This window comes from Actinotalea soli (genome assembly GCF_017565425.1).
GTDB lineage: Bacteria > Actinomycetota > Actinomycetes > Actinomycetales > Cellulomonadaceae > Actinotalea > Actinotalea soli.
The window spans coordinates 143,974-162,346 of the sequence record NZ_JAGEMK010000007.1 but is presented as its reverse complement, the minus strand read 5'-3'; the positions used below and the strand labels follow the sequence as shown (position 1 = coordinate 162,346).

General features: G+C 71.9%; 19 protein-coding genes. 11 read left to right on the top strand and 8 right to left on the bottom strand.

Annotated elements, in window-relative coordinates:
• The first annotated feature begins 13 nt into the window (after positions 1-13).
• Both J4G33_RS13230 and J4G33_RS13225 read left to right on the top strand, forming a co-directional pair.
• Positions 14-613, top strand: coding sequence for a GNAT family N-acetyltransferase (locus J4G33_RS13230; protein ID WP_208056443.1), 600 nt, complete (start codon positions 14-16; stop codon positions 611-613).
• Between the two features lie 24 nt (positions 614-637).
• Positions 638-1,501 carry an alpha/beta hydrolase gene (locus tag J4G33_RS13225; RefSeq protein ID WP_208056442.1) on the top strand — a complete coding sequence of 288 codons (864 nt, stop codon included), beginning with the start codon at positions 638-640 and terminating at the stop codon, positions 1,499-1,501.
• Positions 1,502-1,546: 45 nt separating this feature from the next.
• Here the strand turns inward: J4G33_RS13225 and J4G33_RS13220 are convergent, their stop codons facing one another.
• Positions 1,547-2,392 carry an alpha/beta fold hydrolase gene (locus J4G33_RS13220; protein WP_208056441.1) on the bottom strand — a complete coding sequence of 282 codons (846 nt, stop codon included), beginning with the start codon at positions 2,390-2,392 and terminating at the stop codon, positions 1,547-1,549.
• Positions 2,393-2,768: 376 nt separating this feature from the next.
• Here J4G33_RS13220 and J4G33_RS13215 point away from each other — a divergent pair, with 376 nt between their 5' ends.
• From J4G33_RS13215 to J4G33_RS13200, 4 genes are all read left to right on the top strand, one after another.
• The gene (locus J4G33_RS13215) at positions 2,769-3,890 is read left to right on the top strand and encodes a TniB family NTP-binding protein (RefSeq protein ID WP_208056440.1); all 1,122 of its coding nucleotides are present in this window, start codon (positions 2,769-2,771) and stop codon (positions 3,888-3,890) included.
• 305 nt (positions 3,891-4,195) lie between these two features.
• The gene (locus J4G33_RS13210) at positions 4,196-4,579 is read left to right on the top strand and encodes a hypothetical protein (RefSeq protein ID WP_208056439.1); all 384 of its coding nucleotides are present in this window, start codon (positions 4,196-4,198) and stop codon (positions 4,577-4,579) included.
• Between the two features lie 49 nt (positions 4,580-4,628).
• Entirely contained in the window at positions 4,629-5,423 is a 795-nt protein-coding gene (locus tag J4G33_RS13205) for a rolling circle replication-associated protein (RefSeq protein WP_243759068.1), read from the top strand.
• Positions 5,420-5,647: a hypothetical protein gene (locus J4G33_RS13200; RefSeq protein WP_208056438.1), complete on the top strand. Its 228-nt coding sequence runs from the start codon at positions 5,420-5,422 to the stop codon at positions 5,645-5,647. The genes J4G33_RS13205 and J4G33_RS13200 overlap by 4 nt, the downstream gene beginning before the upstream one ends.
• On the opposite strand, the gene J4G33_RS13195 is transcribed toward J4G33_RS13200, so the two are convergent.
• A complete protein-coding gene (locus tag J4G33_RS13195) occupies positions 5,609-7,012 on the bottom strand; it encodes a recombinase family protein (protein WP_208056437.1) in 1,404 nt (467 codons plus the stop codon). The genes J4G33_RS13200 and J4G33_RS13195 overlap by 39 nt on opposite strands.
• A gap of 141 nt (positions 7,013-7,153) precedes the next feature.
• Between J4G33_RS13195 and J4G33_RS13190 the strand changes: the two genes are divergently transcribed.
• From J4G33_RS13190 to J4G33_RS13180, 3 genes are all read left to right on the top strand, one after another.
• Complete coding sequence (locus J4G33_RS13190) at positions 7,154-8,275, top strand: sensor histidine kinase (protein WP_208056436.1); 1,122 nt, start codon at positions 7,154-7,156, stop codon at positions 8,273-8,275.
• On the top strand, positions 8,272-8,934 hold the full coding sequence (locus J4G33_RS13185) for a response regulator (protein WP_208056435.1): 663 nt from the start codon (positions 8,272-8,274) through the stop codon (positions 8,932-8,934). The genes J4G33_RS13190 and J4G33_RS13185 overlap by 4 nt, the downstream gene beginning before the upstream one ends.
• Positions 8,935-9,033: 99 nt before the next feature.
• The gene (locus tag J4G33_RS13180; RefSeq protein ID WP_208056434.1) at positions 9,034-9,735 is read left to right on the top strand and encodes a DUF2306 domain-containing protein; all 702 of its coding nucleotides are present in this window, start codon (positions 9,034-9,036) and stop codon (positions 9,733-9,735) included.
• Here J4G33_RS13180 and J4G33_RS13175 read toward each other — a convergent pair.
• The gene (locus J4G33_RS13175) at positions 9,716-10,345 is read right to left on the bottom strand and encodes a helix-turn-helix domain-containing protein (RefSeq protein WP_208056433.1); all 630 of its coding nucleotides are present in this window, start codon (positions 10,343-10,345) and stop codon (positions 9,716-9,718) included. The genes J4G33_RS13180 and J4G33_RS13175 overlap by 20 nt on opposite strands.
• Positions 10,346-10,392: 47 nt before the next feature.
• Here J4G33_RS13175 and J4G33_RS13170 point away from each other — a divergent pair, with 47 nt between their 5' ends.
• Both J4G33_RS13170 and J4G33_RS13165 read left to right on the top strand, forming a co-directional pair.
• Positions 10,393-11,256, top strand: a complete 864-nt coding sequence (locus J4G33_RS13170) for a class I SAM-dependent methyltransferase (protein WP_208056432.1) — start codon at positions 10,393-10,395, stop codon at positions 11,254-11,256.
• 52 nt (positions 11,257-11,308) lie between these two features.
• Positions 11,309-12,295, top strand: coding sequence for an NAD(P)/FAD-dependent oxidoreductase (locus tag J4G33_RS13165; RefSeq protein WP_208056431.1), 987 nt, complete (start codon positions 11,309-11,311; stop codon positions 12,293-12,295).
• A 269-nt stretch (positions 12,296-12,564) separates the two neighbouring features.
• On the opposite strand, the gene J4G33_RS13160 is transcribed toward J4G33_RS13165, so the two are convergent.
• The 5 genes from J4G33_RS13160 to J4G33_RS13140 form a co-directional block, all read right to left on the bottom strand.
• Positions 12,565-13,365, bottom strand: a complete 801-nt coding sequence (locus J4G33_RS13160) for an SdpI family protein (RefSeq protein ID WP_243759067.1) — start codon at positions 13,363-13,365, stop codon at positions 12,565-12,567.
• Between the two features lie 52 nt (positions 13,366-13,417).
• Positions 13,418-14,656 (bottom strand): ABC transporter permease, encoded by a 1,239-nt coding sequence (locus tag J4G33_RS13155; protein ID WP_208056471.1) that lies wholly within the window; start codon positions 14,654-14,656, stop codon positions 13,418-13,420.
• 176 nt (positions 14,657-14,832) lie between these two features.
• On the bottom strand, positions 14,833-15,552 hold the full coding sequence (locus J4G33_RS13150) for an ABC transporter ATP-binding protein (protein ID WP_208056470.1): 720 nt from the start codon (positions 15,550-15,552) through the stop codon (positions 14,833-14,835).
• Positions 15,553-15,563: 11 nt separating this feature from the next.
• Positions 15,564-17,240 (bottom strand): efflux RND transporter periplasmic adaptor subunit, encoded by a 1,677-nt coding sequence (locus J4G33_RS13145; protein ID WP_307793898.1) that lies wholly within the window; start codon positions 17,238-17,240, stop codon positions 15,564-15,566.
• A gap of 12 nt (positions 17,241-17,252) precedes the next feature.
• Positions 17,253-18,275, bottom strand: a complete 1,023-nt coding sequence (locus J4G33_RS13140; RefSeq protein WP_208056429.1) for a hypothetical protein — start codon at positions 18,273-18,275, stop codon at positions 17,253-17,255.
• Between the last annotated feature and the right edge of the window lie 98 nt (positions 18,276-18,373).

Below are 18,373 nucleotides of genomic sequence, written 5' to 3'. Positions count from 1 at the left end.
TACCGTGACGAGCATGGCGACACCCCCGGACCAGGACCCCGACGGGCCGCACCCGCAGGACGACGCGTCGCGCCCGGTGGCCGAGATCACCACCGACCGGCTGCTCATGCGCGGCTTCACCGACGCCGACCGGGACCCCTTCGCCCGCATGAACGCCGATCCGCGGGTCATGGAGCACTTCGTGACGCCGATGACGCGGGACAGGTCCGACGCCTTCGTCGACCGGATCATCGACCACTGGAGCACGCACGGGTGGGGGCTGTGGGCCCTCGAGCGGCGGGACACCGGCGAGTTCATCGGCTACACCGGTCTGTGGCCCGTGCGGTTCGAGGCGGCGTTCGTGCCGAGGGTCGAGGTCGGGTGGCGGCTCGCCGCCGAGCACTGGGGGCACGGCTTCGCCACGGAGGCTGCCCGGGCCGCCGTCGACCACGCCTTCACGACCCTGGGCTGGCCCGAGGTGACGTCCTTCACCGCGGTCGGCAACCTGCGCTCGCAGCGGGTCATGGAGCGCATCGGCATGCGCCGCGAGCCCGAGTGGGACTTCGACCACCCTGCCGTCCCCGTCGGCCACCCGGTGCGCCCGCACGTGTTCTACCGGCTCCGGGCGCGCTGACCCGTCGGCACAGAGAGGAGTGCGATGGCACGGGATGCTGGAGGCCGAGGGGTCGGGGCTGCGTCGCCCTGGCGGAGGGCCGGGCTGGTTCTCGTCGCGGCCCTCGCCGTCGTCGCCGTGCTGATCGGCCTGTTCTGGGCCCTGCAGCGGCAGCTCATGTACCACCCGGACGCCACGCCCGTCGGGGAGGTGGCCGACCGGGTCGACGGTGCGGAGGACGTCGTCCTGCAGACCGAGGACGGCCTCGACCTCGGTGCGTGGCTGGTGCCCCCGCAGGGTGGGGACCGGGAGACCGCCGTGCTCTACCTGCCGGGCAACGGTGGCAACCGCGCCGGTCGGCTCGAGACCGCCCAGGCGATCGCCGCCCACGGCTTCACGGTGCTGCTGGTGGACTACCGCGGCTACGGCGGCAACCCCGGCTCACCGAGCGAGGAGGGTCTCGCGCACGACGCCCGCGCCGCCGTCGCCCTGCTCCGTGACCGTGGCTTCGAGCCCGCGCGCACCCTCTACGTGGGGGAGTCGATCGGCACGGGCGTCGCCTCGGGCCTGGTCGTGACGGACCCGCCGGCCGGGGTGCTGCTGCGCTCGCCCTTCACCTCCTTCGCCGAGGTGGTCGACGGCCACGCTCCGTTCCCCGCCCGCCGGCTCGTCCGCGACGAGTACCCCAGCGCCGCTGACCTGCGCAGCAGCGACGTCCCGGTCACGATCCTCTACGGGGACGCCGACGGCGTCGTGCCCCCTCGCCTCTCGGCGGAGCTCGCCACCCAGGTGCCCAACCTCGTCGACGAGGTCGTGGTGCCGGGGGCCGGGCACAACGACTCCCTGTGGTTCGGGGAGTTCCTCGCAGAGGCGGTCGTGGCGCTCGCGGACGTCGCGGTCTCCGACTGAGCCGGTTGCTTCGACGACCCGGCCGGCCGCGCCCGGCCGGGCTGGTCAGTGCGTGCCGTCGGCTCCGTGCTCGCGCAGCCAGTCCATCGCGAGCGGGACGGCCTCGAGCACGGAGATGTGACCGTCCCGGGGCCGGAACCACAGCTCGGCGTCGGGCAGGGTCTCGACGAGCCGTCGGCTGTGCGAGACGGGGACGACGCGGTCCTCGCCACCGTGGACGAGCAGCACGGGCGCGCTGATCGTGCTCGGGTCGAAGCCCCAGGGGGAGACGAACGCGACGTCGTCGTCGATGAGCCCGTCGGGGCCGGCCGCCTCAGCGGCCTGGGCGTCCTCGCCGAGCGCGGACCACGTGCTGTCGAGGGTCGCCCAGTCGCGGGCGGTGAAGCTGCGGGGGTCGAACTCGTCGGTCTCGGCGAAACGGGCGCGCGCCTGCCGGCCCTCACGGGCAGCCCGGAGCGCGGCGTCGGAGGCCATGCCGCCGAACCCGTCGAACGCCTCGGTGAACGGGGCGAGGCCAGCGAGGGTGACGGCGGCCGTCACGCGGGCTGGCAGCAGGGCTGCACAGGCCAGGGCGTGGGGGCCGCCGCCCGAGGCCCCCATGACGGCGAACTGGTCGAGGCCGAGGGTGTCGGCGACACGCTCGACGTCCGCGGCGGCCGAGGCGACGTCGCGTCCCGGCCGGGGCGATGACGTCGCGTAGCTCGGTCGGGCGTAGGAGACCAGGCGGACGCCTCGCGCCTCGGCGGCGTCGAGCAGCGGGCGCAGGAGGGCGCCGGTCTGGGGGGAGCCGTGGTGCCAGACGACCGTGATGGCGTCGAGCACCCGCGCCCCGGTGTCGTGCACCGAGAGGGCGCGGTCGTCGTGCGTCCGGACGGCGTGCTGGGTCGCCATGGGGGAACGGTAGTCCTGCGAGGTCGAGGAAGGCAGTATCCGGAGAGAGCAACGTCGGCAACCCGACCAATCGCAAATGCACCCCGACAGTCCCGACCTCGTTCAACCCGCGCTGCGAGGTCCCGCCTTGCTCCTTGGGTCACCGCTAGACTCCCCCACATCCTGAACAAGGGAGCGATTTGTGTCGATCTGGCTAGACCTCGGCTTCTCGGGCAACCCGTATGACTCTCGGCCGCTGAAGGCCAATACAGAGGGTGCGGCTCTTCTGGTAGGACGAACCAAGGAGAGTCGCGCCCTCATGAGTCAACTCAGGAATACCAGTCTGCACCCCACGCTAGAAGGCTCCAATGGCGTAGGCAAGACGAGCCTTGTACTCGTGAACGTCTTCACTGCGATGCAGGCAAAGTCGACCGGTCACACGCAACAGGCGCTCCTCCCAATTGACCGAGTCCTGCAGATCAGAAGCGACCCCGACCGTCTTCACCGAGAAGCAATTCTTGCAATCGCACAGGCGCTCATCACCCATCGTCCCCAGTTGCAGTCGTTCGGTTACAGCACGAGCAATTTTGGCGCGCTCGAGGATTGGCTAAATAGCCCGGTCGTAAAGTCTGGCGGCGGTGGTGCACAGTTCTTAGGGACTGGAGGAAATGCCGAAGTCACCCGTGAGGTAAATACGGGCGACGGGTTCCTAGATTCCGGGTTGGAGACACTTGTCCGGCGCGCCCTTGAGGACACGTTCCCAACTGACTCGGCTGGCGCTCTTATCGGTGTGATCGACAACGTCGAGCTGCTGAGCAGAAGCAACGAGGCGCGAAGGGTTCTCGAAGAGCTGCGCGACACTACATTCGATCTCCCTCGAGTGCGCTGGGTCCTGTGCGGCGCACTAGGCATCATCCGCTCGTCGGTCACATCTTCCCGTCTCGACGGGCGCGTTGCGCCGCCTATTGAGGTGCCGCCTGTAGCGGATGACGACATAGAAGCGCTTATTCAGACGCGCCTCGAATACTTCAAGGTTCGGGATGACGCGACCGCGCCCGTCGGCCCGACAGAGTTTCGGCACCTTTACCAGATTTGCCACAACAACCTCCGAGACGCGCTAAAGTACGCACAGGCGTTCAGTGTCTGGCTTGACCTGCAAGACGAGCTCGGTAGACCCGAGAACTACTTTGAGCTTCTTGAGGTCTGGCTCGCAGAGGAAGCGGAGAGCATCACAAAGGCGATCACCCTGCAACCGCGAGCGTGGAAGCTCTTTGATGACCTCGCTGGCGCAGGCGGCGCATGCGCACCAAGCGACAACGAGAAGTTTGGCTTCAATACGCCGCAGCAGATGCGAACGAACTTCGCAGCTCTTGAGCGCGTCAACTTGATCAAGGGCGAGGTGGACGAGGATGACCTCCGTCGACGCACTGTGAACTTGTCCGACAAGGGCTGGATAGTTCACTACGCACGCTCGGGCTTCGCCTCGGCCCCGGCGGGCGCGCCGGAGGCGGGCTCTTGACTTGAAGTAGCAACGTTACTGGTGGCGCTCCCTGAGGCGGCCCACTTGGAGGGCATCGTCCCGATAGCGGAGCAGCAGTCCGGAGGTCTCTCGGGTCAAGCGGTCGCCTCGTGCGCAGCCGGGGGCTCTTGGTGCGGAGCACCGTCCCCGGCCACGGGGAGAGGGCCGCTTGAGCCGTGGGGCCGGAGGGCAAGGCTCAAGCGGCCGGGATGACGCCCGGAGGTGAGGTACACGCTCGACCTGGCCAGGGCTTCCGGTGGCTCGGCGCGAGGGACTAGTCTCGTAGTCCTGGACTAGGAGGCTTCGTGTCTGACTTCCGCGCACAGCGCATGCCGTCCCCGGACGGCCAGGGCATCGCCAAGAGCAGGTGGGAACGGGCATGGTCGGCGTACACCAAGGCCGTCCGCCCGCTGACGGATCCGCTGGTTGAGCCGCTGCGGCCGCTCATGATGCCGATTGCTCGGGGGGCCACCTTCGATCTCGTCGGGTTCTGGTTCGTGTGGCACACCGCGGGCGGGTTCGAGGGGATCCAGTCCCAACTAGGGATGAGCCGGTCGGCGATCTATCGGCGCATCTCGGCGTTCCGCAGAGTCTTCGGTGAGCACCCGGACGTGTACCGCTTTCCCGGCGTGACGATCGATCTGGAGCAGGCCATCCAGGAGACCGCGAGCGACACGCGAGAGCCGTAGTCCCAAGAAGCTGGACTACAAGCAGGTGGGAGTCCTATAGTCCCGGAGCATGGGACTAGAGCATCGCGCCGATACGGGAGCCGTCGTGGCTGCGCGCGCTCGTGCTCCCAGGACCGCCGGATGGGTGCTGTCCTTGTACCCGCGTGCAGCTGAGGGCGGCGGGTGCTTTGTCTCGTCCTACCGCCCGCAGCGCTCCTACGTCGCGCGGGGCGCAGCTCGGGACCCCGAGCGCGCCGCGCAGGAAGCCGGACGGCGCGCCCGGGCGGCGCTCCGCCGCTACTGCGCGGCCAACCGGTTGAACCGGCTCGGCACCCTGACCTACTCCGGCGAGGGGTGTCACGACCCGCTGCAGACTCGCGAGCACGTCCGAGAGTTCTTTCGTGCGCTGCGCACGGGGCTGGGTGGTGAGCCTCTGGCCTACGTGTGGGTGCCCGAGTGGCACAAGACGGGCCACGGCCTGCACGTGCACTTCGCGGTCGGCCGGTACGTCTCGCGCTCGGCCATCAACGCCGCGTGGGGCCGGGGGTTCGTCCACATCAAGCTCCTGGGCCACGTGCCGGTCGGCGCCGGGGCGCTGGGCGAGGCGCGCCAGGCGGCGGGCTACCTGTCCAAGTACGTCTCCAAGACCTTCACGGACCCCACCGCGCGCGTGCTGGGCCTGCACCGGTATGGCCTGGCTCAGGGATTCCAACCCGAGAAGCTCACGCTGAGGGGACGCTCGCCGGAGGACGTGCTGGGCCAAGCCTCAGACCTCTTCGGCATGCAGCCGGCCAACGTCTGGTCCTCCGCCGACACCGAGCAGTGGTCCGGGCCGCCGGCCATCTGGGCGCAGTGGGCCGGATGAGCCCCCTGCCCGTGGATGACGCGGTGGCGCGGTGGGTGGCCAAGACCTGCCGCGCCCAGGGCCTGCCGGAGAAGATCACCGATCCCGCCGTGCTGGGCCAGATCGGCGTCCTGCTGGGGGCACGGACGGGGAAGCCGCGCGCGCACGGCGCGCCAGCGCCGAGCACGCGGATCCCCGCCGCGCCCTCACAGCCGCCACTCGGGCTGCACCCGGTCCGGATCTAGCCCGCGCCTGCCCGGCACGGCCGCCGGGAGGATCGTCGCCTTGGCTAAAACCGCCTTGACGATCGCAACCTGACGCGAGAACGCTAGGCCGTCCCACTGCCCGCGTAGCTCGTCCCCGCGACCCACGTACGCGGCCACGGCGTCGCGGTGGGTCACCCGGTAGAACTCAGCTCGGTTGGCCTCGAGGCGAGCCTGGATCCGGCTTCTTGCCTTGAGCCACTCGGCCTTGGAGATCTCCCCGTCCGCCCAGGTCGCCGCCAGGTCGTCGAGCCGGTCGGTGTCGCCCTTGATCGCCTCACCCAGGTCTCGCACGCGCTCGTCGTCCTGCCCGCCGCCGGTCAGGACCTCGTCCATCACCGGGGAGTCCAGTCGGTACAGCACCGCCGTGGTGATGAACTGCTCCAGCATCTCGGCGTAGATGAACACCCCGCCACAGCCCCGATGGTCCGGCCCCATCGCACACCCATACCGGCGCTTGCCGTCCTTCGGCGTCGAGTACAGCCGCCCCCCGCACTTGCCGCACTCGAGCATCCCGGTCAGCAAGTACCGGCGCGCGCTGCGGTTCGTGCGCCGCGCAGGATCCAGCAGCAACCGGCGTAGCCGCTCACCGTCCTCGGGACTGATGATCGGCTCCCACAGGCCCGGCCCGATGACCTGACCCCGGTGCACCCGCATCCCCCACGATCGCGGATTCGTCAGCAGCTGCCGCACGGTGTTGGTCCGCCACTCCTTGCCGCCCACCGTCCGCACCCCGCTCGCCTGCAGCCACGTCGACAGCGAGATCAAGGTCTCCCCGGCGAGCGCCCGTGCCGCCAACTCCCGCACCACCGGGGCCTCGGCGGGGTGATGGGTCACCCGATCGTCCAAGAAGCCGAACGGGCGCGGGCCGCCCATCATCGGACGGCCGGACTCGGCAATCTCCAGCGCCTTGCGCGCCCCGCGACGACGCTTGGCCTCGGACTCGCTCGCCGAGAACGCCGCGACCACCCGCGCCACGAGCAACCCGTCCCCCTTGGCCAGATCGACGTCACCGGAGAGGGTCACCACGTCCTCCACCCCGGCACGCTTGCAGACCTCGACGAACTGCTCGAACTCGATCGGACGCCGGTGCAAGCGATCCATGTGCCACACCACCACGGCATCTCGCCGCCCATCAGCCAAGTCGCTGACCATCCGCTCGTAGGCAGGGCGCAGCTTGCCTGAGAACGCCGATGAGTCGTCGTCCACGTACTCCTCGGCCACCGTCCACCCGCGCCGCTCAGCCTCAGCTCGGCAGTCGGCCAGCTGCCGCCGGACCCCGAGCTCTTCGCCAGATCGATCCTGGGAGATCCGGGCGTAGACCGCCACTGCGGCGCGCTTCGTCATGGGGGCAGACTAGCGACATGTCGGCAACCCGACCTTGCTCACACCTAGGCTGCAAGCTGGCTCTCTTCACGCCCCCGTGCCGCCGCAACGTCGGCCGGATGGCCGATCCGCCAGCCGCTCCGGCGCCATAGCCTGACGCTCATGCGTACCGTCCTGGCGAGCCTCTGGTCGGAGCCCCGGGCGCCCGGTGCGGAGGGGACGAACCGGCGCGACCTCTTCGTTCTCGCGTTCATTCCGGTTGCCATCCTGGAGGGGGCGCTCCGCGTCGACCTGCCGGACCGTTGGGCGCAGGTCGCGCTTCTCGTCGTCGTCCTCCCGGCCCTGGTGTGGCGACGGAGGCGTCCGCTCGCCACCCTCGCCGCGACCGTCCTCCCTGGGTTGGTGTTCACGTGGATCACGGGCACCTCCCTCGAGCTCGGCACATCGGTGGCGTTCCTGCTGCTCCCGTACTCCTTGGCGCGGTGGGGGTCCGGACGCGAGACCGTCCTCGGGTTCGTCGCGCTGCTCGCGTGGCAGACGGTGTCACTCGCAACCGAGGGCCTCTCCTCGGACACCGTCGGCGGGCTCGTCGTGCTCGGAGCAGCCGGAGCGGTGGGCGCTGCCGTGCGGTTCCGTGCCCGGTCGCGCGTGCGGACGCTGGAGCAGGTGCGCCTGCTGGAGCGCGAACGTCTGGCCCGAGACCTGCACGACACTGTCGCCCACCACGTCTCGACGATCGCGGTCCGGGCGCAGGTCGGGCAGACGATCGCGCAGACGCGCCCCGAGCAGGCGGCGGCGGAGCTGGCACTCATCGAGGCGGAGGCCCGCCGTACGCTCGACGAGATGAGAGGCCTGGTGAAGGTGCTGCGGCGGACCGACCCCGACGACCTCACCCGGCCGGGGCTCGGGGACCTCGAACGCCTCGCGTCGCCGGACGGCTCCGGGCTCTCCGTCCGGGTGCGGACCGACCCGCTGGACGAGGTGGCCGCCCCCGTCATCGCCGCGCTCGTCCGGTTGGCCCAGGAGTCGGTGACCAACACCCGCCGGCACGCACGACGCGCCACCGTCGTCGAGGTCGACGTGCGTGTCGACGCGGAGGAGGTGCACCTGCGGGTGCACGACGACGGCGAGGGGAGCGGCCCGCGCGCCGCGGGCAAGGACGGATGGGGGCTGGTGGGCATGCGTGAGCGGACGTCGCTGCTCGGAGGGTCCTGCGCTGCGGGGCGTGATCCCGACGGTGGCTGGACCGTGACGGCCGTCCTCCCACGGCGGTGGCCGGCATGAGCATCCGGGTGCTGCTCGCCGATGACCAGCAGCTCGTGCGGACGGGGGTACGCGTCCTGCTCGAGTCCCAGCCGGGGATCGAGGTCGTCGCCGAGGCGTCCGACGGGCAGCAGGCCGTCGAGCTCGCCCGTCAGCTGCGGCCCGACGTGTGCCTCCTCGACATCCGTATGCCCGTGATGGACGGCGTGGAGGCCACTCGGCTGCTTGCCGGCCCTGGCGTCGTCGACCCGTTCGCCGTCGTCGTCATCACGACCTTCGACCTCGACGAGCACGTGCACGACGCCCTGCGCGCGGGTGCACGGGGCTTCCTCCTCAAGGACGCCGGGCCCGTGCTGCTCGGCCAGGCCGTTCATGCCGCAGCGGCAGGAGATGCCTTGATCGCCCCGAGTGTCACGGCGCGGCTGCTGCAGACCTTCGCTGCCGGTCGGCACGACGGCGCTGCGCGTCCCCCCGCGGAACCGCTGACGCCCCGTGAGGACGACGTGCTGCTGGCCGTCGCGCGCGGACGGACCAACACCGAGATCGGCGACGAGCTGTTCATCAGCCTCAGCACCGTCAAGACCCACATCGCCAGCCTCATGGCCAAGCTCGGGGTGCGGAACCGGGTCGAGATCGCGCTCTGGGCGTACGAGTCAGGCCGCCTGCGCGACGGTCGGTGACCTCGGCCGAAAGGACGAGGCGCGGCTCAGCCGGACGCCGACCGGGTTCGGGCTCCGAGGCCGATGTCGAGGGGCGCCCCCGACGACGACGCTCGGTGCATGAGCGACGTCACCGCACCGCCACGGTCCACCGCCGCGAAGTCCACCCGGCGGGACCGCTGGCCGCGCCGAGAACGGTGGGCCGTCACCGGCCTGCTGGCGCTGTCCACGGTGCCGGTGCTCGCCGGCGCCATCCGCGTCGGCGAGCTGGCCAGCGGAGCGGTGATGACCGAGGCCAACGCGCGGTTCGTGTCAGACCCTGCGCCCGTCGTGATCCACATCGTCACGGCGACGGTCTTCTCGGTCCTGGGCGCCTTCCAGCTCATGCCGTCGTACCGCCGTCGGAACCTGCGTCGCCACCGGATGACAGGACGCGTGGTCGCACCGGCGGGACTGGTCGCTGCGCTCTCAGGTGTCTGGATGACTGTCTTCTACGCGACTCCGGCTCCGGACGGAGTCTGGCTCGCGGTCGTCCGCCTGGTCGTCGGCGTGTGTATGGCCGCGTCTATCGTGCTCGGCGTCCGCGCGGCAGTGCGGCGTGACATCCGGTCGCACCGGGGATGGATGATCCGCGGATATGCGATCGGCGTCGGTGCGGGGACCCAGGTGCTGACGAGCGTCCCGTTGCTCCTGGCTGACGGGCTGCCCACCGAGTTATGGCGCACCGCCACGATGGCGCTCGGGTGGCTCATCAACGCGGTGATCGGCGAGGTGATCATCTGGCGAGGCCGTGCCCGATCGGTCAGCCCTCTGGCGCGCTGACCGATCGCTCGCCCTCGGCGGGAGGAGCCTCGTGCGGCCCCGGCGTAGGCATGTGCGCCCGCTCCCCGTCCTGGTCGAAGATCGTCAGGATCTCCGCGGGTCCGCCTTCTGCGCCCAGGGAGTGCGGCACCATCGTCGAGAACTCCGCGGCGTCGCCGGTCTCGACGAGCATCTCGCGGTCGCCCAGGTAGAGGCGCATCGTCCCGGACAGCACGGTGAACCACTCGCGTCCGGGGTGCACCCGCTGATGGTGAGGGCTCGAGGGGTGCTCGGGGGTGTACCGCATCTTGGCGACGGTCACCCCGCGCACCGTGCTCTCGCGCGACATCACCCACGTCGTGATGCCGGCACGGTGCTGGGGTTCGGGGCGGATGACGACGTCCTCGTCGTCGATGGCCTCGAGGAGGTGGTCGATGGTCGTGTCGAGGGCGCGGGCGATGGGCACCAGCTGGTCCAGGGCGATGCGCCGGTGGCCCGTCTCGATACGGCTCAAGGTCGACGGGCTCAGGTAGCAGCGGGCTGCGAGGGCGTCGAGCGACCAGCCGCGCGCGAGGCGCAACCCGCGGATCCTCTGTCGGATCACCGCGTCCAGGTCCAGTTCTTGCTTCATGCGCAAGACTGTATGCCCTAGCAGCAATCCGTGCCTAGCCTGGAGCCATGCCGCACCTCGACTCCCGCACCACCCAGCACGGTCAGACCGGTGATGCCACCCACGCCGGTCACGCCACCCACCCCGACCTTGCCGATCTGCTCGATCTCGACGCCCAGGTGCTCGGCACCTACCTCCCCGCCGTGACGGCGTGGGCCGCCGAGCACACCACCGACGTCCGGACGGTCCTGGACCTCGGAGCCGGCACCGGCGTCGGCGCGGTCGCCCTCGCCGCACGCTTCCCCGAGGCGCAGGTGCTCGCTCTCGAACGCTCGCCCCTGATGATCGAGCGGCTCGCCGCCGCGAGCCTCGCCCACGCCCTGACTGACCGCCTCCAGACGGTTCTCGCCGACCTCGACGAGCCGTGGCCCGCCCTCCCGCCGGTTGACCTGGCCTGGGCCTCGAGTTCCCTGCACGAGGTCACCGACCCCGCCCGCGTGCTCCGCGCCGTCCACGACGCCCTGCGCCCCGGTGGTGTCGCCGTCGTCATCGAGATGGACGCCCTACCCGGCGTGCTGCCCCACGACGTCGGCTCGGGCCGCCCTGGCCTTGAGGCTCGCTGCCACGCTGCCCTGGCCGAGGCGGGCTGGAACGCGGTCCCCGACTGGACTCCCGCCCTCGCGGCCGGTGGGCTCGACGTGATCGAGCAGCGCCGGTTCCCCGTCGAGGTGGGCCCTGGGGACCCGCAGGCCGAGGAGTACGCCCGTGCCGGTCTGCGCCACCAGCGCCTCGCCCTCACCGACAGGCTCCCCGCCGAGGACCTTGCCACCCTCGACCGCCTCCTGGCCGATCACGGCCCCGACGCCGTGCTCTCCAGCGCTCGCCTGACCATCCGCGGCAGCCGCGTGGCCTGGCTCGCCCGCCGTCCCTGACCCCGCCGCCGTCCCCCCTGACCCCGCGACCCCACACACGAGGAGCCCAGCCATGACCTTCCAACCCAGCACCGCCGTCCTGCCCGCCGGCGCCCCGACCGACCCCGCCCGCCACGACGTCGTCATCGTCGGCGGGGGAGCGGCCGGCCTCAGCGCCGCCGTGACCCTCGCCCGGTCCCTGCGCGACGTCCTGGTGATCGACGCGGGCGAGCCTCGCAACGCCCCGGCCGAGGGTGCCCACAACCTCCTCGGCCGCGAGGGCATCCCGCCCCTCGAGCTGCTCGCCACCGGCCGCGAGGAGGCCCTCGCCTACGGCGCGCAGATCCGCCGCGGAACCGTCACCACAGCCCGCCGCACCGACGACGGCTTCGCGCTCACCCTCGCCGACGGCGACACCGTGACCGCCCGACGCCTGCTCCTCGCCACCGGCCTGGTCGACGAGCTGCCCGAGGTCCCCGGGGTGCGCGAGCTGTGGGGCAACCACGTGCTGCACTGCCCCTACTGCCACGGCTACGAGGTGCGCGGCCGCCGCATCGGCGTGCTCGGCACCAGCCCCAACGCCCTGCACCAGACGTTCCTCCTGCGCCAGCTCAGCGCCGACGTCACCCTCTTCCTCCACGAGTCGCCCGAGCCCGACGACGAGGGCTGGGAGCAGCTCGCGGCCCTCGGCATCACCGTGGTCACCGGACGGGTCCGCGAGCTGGCCAGGGAGGGCGACTGCCTGCGCGCCGTCGTGCTCGAGGACGGGCACGCCTTCCCGGTGGACGCCGTGGCCGTGCAGCCACGGTTCGTGGCCCGAGGGGACCTCTACGAGCAGCTCGGCGGGACGCTGACCGAGAACCCCATGGGCACCCACATCACGAAGGACATGGCCGGAGCGACAGACCTGCCCGGCGTGTGGGCCGCGGGCAACGCGGGAGATCTCAGCGCCATGGTGGGCGCCTCGGCGGCCCAGGGCGTCATGGCCGGTGCGGTGATCAACTCCGACCTCGTCTTGGCCGACCTGCGCACCGCGGTCGAGGCCCGCGTCGGGGCCTAGTCCCACCCCCACACGTCGGCCGAATCCCTCGCGTGCACCGTCCCCGCCGACCCCCCCGCCATGGCCGAGCGGAGAGTTGGTCACGAGATCCGTGACCAACTCTCCGCAGCCGTGCGCGACCCAGAGAGCAGCGGCAAGGGCTGGTCCGGCGACGGGCGGGGAGAGCTTCTCGTGCCATCCGTGAGGGACTCACCCGCTCTTCGGGGCGCACGGCGCCGCGCCAGCGCCCTTGACCTCCGGGAGTCGCCGGCGGGACCGGATCGCGGGGGTCACCTGGTGCGCTGCCGGTCCGCGGCGCTGTTGATCACCCCGGCGACCTCCTCGGCCTGCGGGGTGGTGACGACCCACTGCGTGCCGTCGGCCTTGGTGAGCTCGACGGCCCGGGAGCCCCGCCCGAGGAAGGCGTAGCGGCTGCCGGTCGGGGACGTGCGCAGCCCCCACCCGCCGAACTCGCCGAAGGCCGAGACCGTGATCGCCTCGGCGCCGGTGACCTCGGCGACGTCCAGCCGGAGCGCGTCGCCCAGGTACCACCGGATCCGTACGAGGTCCTCGTCCACGCTCAGCCGTCCGCCCCCGCCGATCGGGTGGGCGAGGACCGCGCGTGCCGCCGAGCGGCGGAGGGCGGGGTCCGGTGGGTCAGTCGCCAGGACCACCGGTCGATGGTCCTGCGGTACGCGCGCGGCGACCACGCCGACCAGGGTCGCGAGCACGGCGATCCCGAGGGTTGTCCACAGGGGCAGCCGTCCCGCCGCACCGTCTCGCTGCACGGCGAGCGCGACGATCCCCAGGCCTCCCAGGTACACGGAGGTCCCGACGCCGAGACCGAGCAACCCGCGACGCATCGTGACCCAGGTGCGCCCGTAGCCGGCCGCGATCCCCAGGGCCACGCCCAGCACGGTCGTCAGCGCCGGGACGACCGCGACGAAGCTGGTCCGTGAGCCGAACCCGTCGGGCTCGCCCGACCAGTCCCAGTGCGTGGCGACCTGATCACCCAGGCCCTCGGACCACACCGCCGCGACCGTCAGGAAGGTCGCGCTGACCAGGATCGGGACCCCGAGGGCCACGGCCATCGCGGGCGGGTCGAGCCGTGGTCCACGATCCCTGGTCGGCGCCTCCATCCCGCTACGTGCCCCCGCGCAACGCCGTGATCGGCTCGATGGCCGCGGCCTTGAGCGCCGGGTAGGTGCCGGCCAGCAGGCCGATCACCGCGCCCAGGACCGAGGAGCCGAGCACCACCCAGGTGTCGAGGATCGGTGTCCACTCCTTCGAGAGCGACACCACGAGCACGACGGCCACGCCCAGGGCCGAGCCGATCAGCCCCCCGAGCAGGCCGATCACCGCAGACTCGACGAGGAACTGGCTGCCGATGTTCTTGCGGGTGGCGCCCAGGGCCCGGCGCAGGCCGATCTCACCGATCCGCTCCCGCACCGACAGCAGGGTCACGTTGGCGATGCCCAGCCCACCGACCAGCAGGGCCACCGCGCCGAGGGCCAGGAAGATCGCGTTGATGTCCGCCTGCACGTTCTGCTGCACGGCCGACGGCGGCGGGGGCACCTGGACGTTCACCGACTCGGGGTCGTTCGGGGCGAGGGCGATCGGCACCTGCTCGCCCACCACGGGTCCCGCTCCGATGGCGATCCGCGCGTGGGCCTCCTCGAGCACCGAGAGCTCGAAGTCGCTGCGCGCGGTCCCCATGGGCAGGATCACGGCGTCGAGCAGGTCGGTGCGTCGGGAGACGTCACCGATCACGCCGATCACCGTGTACGGGCGCCCGTCGATGAAGATCGAGGGCTGCCGGTCGACCCGGTTCACGCCCAGACGGGTCGCCGCCCTCGAGCCCAGGACGACCACGCGGTCGGCTCGCTCGTCGTGCCCGGCGTCGAAGAACCGACCCGTGACGACCTGGCCCCGGACGGCCTCGAGGAGACCCGGGGTCGCTGCCAGCACCTGCGGGCTGACGGTCGCGGCGGCCGCGGGGTCGTTGACCGGGACGGCCGTGATCTCGGCGTCTGCGACGTCGACCGCGCTGACCCCGCCCACGGCCTCGATCCCGGCGAGCCGCATCATGCGGTCCTCGACGTCCCAGGGGATGCGACCGGTGGCCCGCTCGCCACCCTGCGTCCGGGCGGTCGCCGGCTCGACCGTCACCTGGGTCGATGCCACGGCGTCGAACTGCCGCGAGATCTGCCCCGCGGCGGTCTGCGCGAGCCCGACCGTCACCACTAGGGAGCCGATGCCCAGCACCGTCCCGACGATCGTCAGGAGCAGACGGGCCGGCCGGGCACCGATGCCGTGGGCCGCCTCGGCGACCAGGTCCCGCACCCCGAAGAGGTCGCCCGCCGCAGCCCCGCCACGGCTCACCTCGCGGGCGGCCCGACGGTCCGCCCGGCGCTGCCGCAGACGACGCCACGGCGAACCGAGCCGACCCGGTCGGCGACCGCGCCGGGGCCGCGGGGCGCCGTCCGCCGTCGTCTCGGGGGCGGCCCCCGTCTCGGCCTCCTCCGCGCGGGCGGTCGTGACCTCCGCCGGGCTGCCCGTCACGCGACGACCTCCGTGAGGGTCCCGTCGGCGATGCGCACGCTGCGCTCGGCCCGGCGGGAGACGGCTGCGTCGTGGGTGATGACCACCAGGGTCAGGCCGTCGGCGTGCAGCTCGTCGAACAGGTCGAGCACCCCGGCGGAGTTCTCCGAGTCGAGGTTGCCGGTGGGCTCGTCGGCCAGCAGCACGTGCGGCTGGGTCATCACGGCCCTGGCCACAGCCACCCGTTGCCGCTCACCGCCCGAGAGGACCGTGGGCATGAACTCCAGGCGGTGGCTCAGCCCCACCCGGTCCAGGGCCGCGAGCGCGCGATCACGACGCTCGACCCGCGGCACCCCGCTGTAGAGGGTCGCGAGCAGCACGTTGTCGAGCACCGAGCGGTGCGGCAGCAGGTGGAAGGACTGGAAGACGAAGCCGATGCGCCCGCCCCGCAGGGCTGCCCGCTGGTCCTCGGTGGCCTCGGCCGTGCTCACGCCGTCGAGCAGGTAGTCCCCCGAGGTCGGACGGTCGAGCAGCCCGAGGATGTGCAGCAGGGTCGACTTGCCCGAGCCGGAGGGTCCGACGATGGACACGTACTCGCGCGCCTCGACCTTCAGGTCCACCGAGCGCAGCGCCTCGACGGGGGGAGTGCCCGGGAAGGCCCTGCCGAGCCCGCGCAGCTCGATGACCGGCGGCGGTGGCCCTGCGGGCTCCTCGGCGGGGGTCGGGTCGGCGAACACCTCGAGGACGGTCACCCTTCGGCCTCGTCCTCGGTCGCCTCCTCCGCGTCGGCGTCCTCCTCCTCGTCCTCGCCGTCCTCCTCGTCGGCCCCGCCGCCCTCCTCGGGCTCCCAGGCCTCACCCTGGGTCTGCCCGACGACCACGCGGTCACCGGCCGCGAGCTCGCCACCGATCGGGGTCACCGCGACGAACCCGCCTGCGGCGAGCCCGGTCTCGACCTCGACGAGGACGGTCTCCTCCTGGCCGGCCACCACGAGCTCGACCCGCGCCTCGCCCCCGGGGCCCGCGGTCAGCGCCGCGATGGGCACGGCCAGCACCTCGCCCCCGGTCGAGGAGACGCCGATGGTGATCCGGACGTTCGAGCCCTGGAGCTCGGAGCGCTGCTCCTCGGTGAGCTCTCCTGGCTCGATGACCACCCGCTCGCGGTTCGCCGCGGCGGCGCCCGAGTCCCCGCCGGATCCGCCGTCCTCGCCACCGCTCGAGCCGGTGCTCTTCGCGGCGACGCCGACCGACACCACGGTGCCGGTGACGTCCTCGCCGCCTGGCAGCGTGATGGTGGCCTCCGTGCCCTCCTCGATCAGCGCGGCGTCGGCCTTGCCGACCGACCCCTCGATCTGCAGGGTGGCCCCCGAGACGCTCATCACCGAGCCTGACACCGTGGCACCCCGCTGGACGCTGACCGCGTCGACCCGTCGCGGCGCCGCAGCGAGGTAGACGACCTCGCTGGCGGGCAGCGGCGTGATGACGTCCCGCTGGGCCGCGGCGAGGTCCTCCTGGGCCTGGGCCAGGCTGCGCACCGCGGCGTCGACCATGCCCTGGGAGGCCGAGGTGTCCGGGCCGGCCTGGCCCTCCTCCCGGGCGGCGATCGCGACGTCGTAGGCCCCCTGGGCGTCGATCACGGCGCCCGGGTCGCAGGGCTGCTCCTCGGTGGGCCTGTCGCAGGCTGCTCGTGCGGCGTCCAGGCGGTGCTGGGCGCTGTTGACGTCGGCCTGCAGGCGGACCCGCTCCGAGTGGAGGGTGCCGGTGCTCGAGGAGGCGAGCTCGCGTCGTGCGTCGGCCACGGCCTGCTCGGCCGCGGTCACGCTGTCCCGCGCGGAGTCGAGGGCCAACTCGGCCTCCTCGCCCGCGGTCGGGGCCGGGTAGCCGACCGCGGCGTACAGGGCCGCCACCCCGTTCGCGGTGCTCGAGTCGTAGACGTCGCCGTCGCCGACCTCGATACCCAGGCCGCGCAGGGCCCCCTTGAGCTGGGCGACGTCGGGGCCAGACACCCCGGCGCGCAGGGTGCGGTAGACGGGCAGGTCGCCCTCGAGCAGGATCACGGGCCGACCGGTGATCTCCAGGAGCACCTCGCCCGCGTCGATCGTGGCCCCGACCTCGGGGACCTGACCGGTCACCACGGCAGGGCCGCCCAGGTCACCGGCCTCGATGGTCACCTCCGCCGGGTCCTCGTAGATCGCGTCGCCGCGCAGGACGACGTCGTTGGCCAGGACCCGCTCCTCGACGGGCACGGTGATGGGGCCCGCCTCGGGGGGCTCGGCGTCGGCCGCGGCCTCAGCCGGGGAGACGATCATGCGGCTGAGGCCCAGCCCCGCGGCCAGGCTGATCACCGCGGTCAGCGCGATGATCCAGATGGTGCGGGTGGAGCCTGCGGCGGGCAGGCGGAACGAGGACAGACGAGGACGTCGCACGATGAGGGCCCCTCAGCCCATCGACTCGCGCACGTGCTCGACATAGGCCTCCAGGTCGGCCTTGTGGGCGTCGACGAACGCCTGCTGGTGCTCGTGGTTCACCTCGGTCAGGACCTCGGTGTAGCCCACCTTGTCGCGGCACTCGAAGTCGGCCACGGCCGTCTCGATCTCGCGCGGGGTCAGCTCGGACTGAGCCTCCCGGGCGGCCTTGTCGAGGGCCTCCCAGTCCTCCGCGGTCGCGTCCTCGCCGAGGTCCTGGCCGTAGGCCTCCTCCTGGATCGCGTTGATCTCCTCGTAGAACGCCTCCTCGGCGTCCCCGACGGCGGCGAGGCCGGGGTAGCCGGCGTCGGCCATGCACGAGCCCCACTCGGCACCGGCCTCGGCCAGGCGCGGGTCCGCCTCGGTGGCCTCCCACATGCGGCTCATCTCGTCCTCGAGGGCAGCGAACCTCTCGCTGTCGGCGCTGTCACCGCCCTCGTAGACCTCGTGCTGGGCCAGGCCCTGGCATCCCGCCAGCTCCCAGTCGTACTCCCACTCCTCCTCCTCGCCCTCCGCGGGGCCGGGGTCGGTGCCGTAGAGCGCGGCGTAGTAGGCGTCCTGCTCGGACGGAGACATCGCCTCGACGTACTCGGCGTTGGGGTCGACCCACTCCTCCTCGTCGACGGGTTCACCCTCGTCGACAGTCCCCCACGGGTCGGTCGTGATGCCGTAGCCGTACTGCTCGGCGAACTCGGCAGTGCCCCACTCGACGTCGAGGTCGTCGGAGCTGAACGACACACCGCCGCTGGTGTCCTGCGGGATGTACTCGAAGCCCTGCTCGGCCATGCACTCGGCGGCGATCTCCTCGACCCGCATCATCTGGGCCTGGCCCTCGTCCGAGTCCCAGTCCGCGTAGAGGTCCTCGAAGTAGACGTCGAGGGGCCCGGGCTCCGGGGCGCTCGAGGACTCCGAGCTCCCGCCGGAGCAGGCCGCGAGGGCCAGGACCAGGCCCGCTCCGGTAAGGGTGAGGAAGGATCGGGACGTGGTGGTGCGCATCGTGGTGCCCCCTGCTTTCGTGCTGACGTCGACGTGATGGCACAGACGGTAGCGACTCCCCGGGGTCGAGGAGATCATTCCCAGGGATGACATCCTGC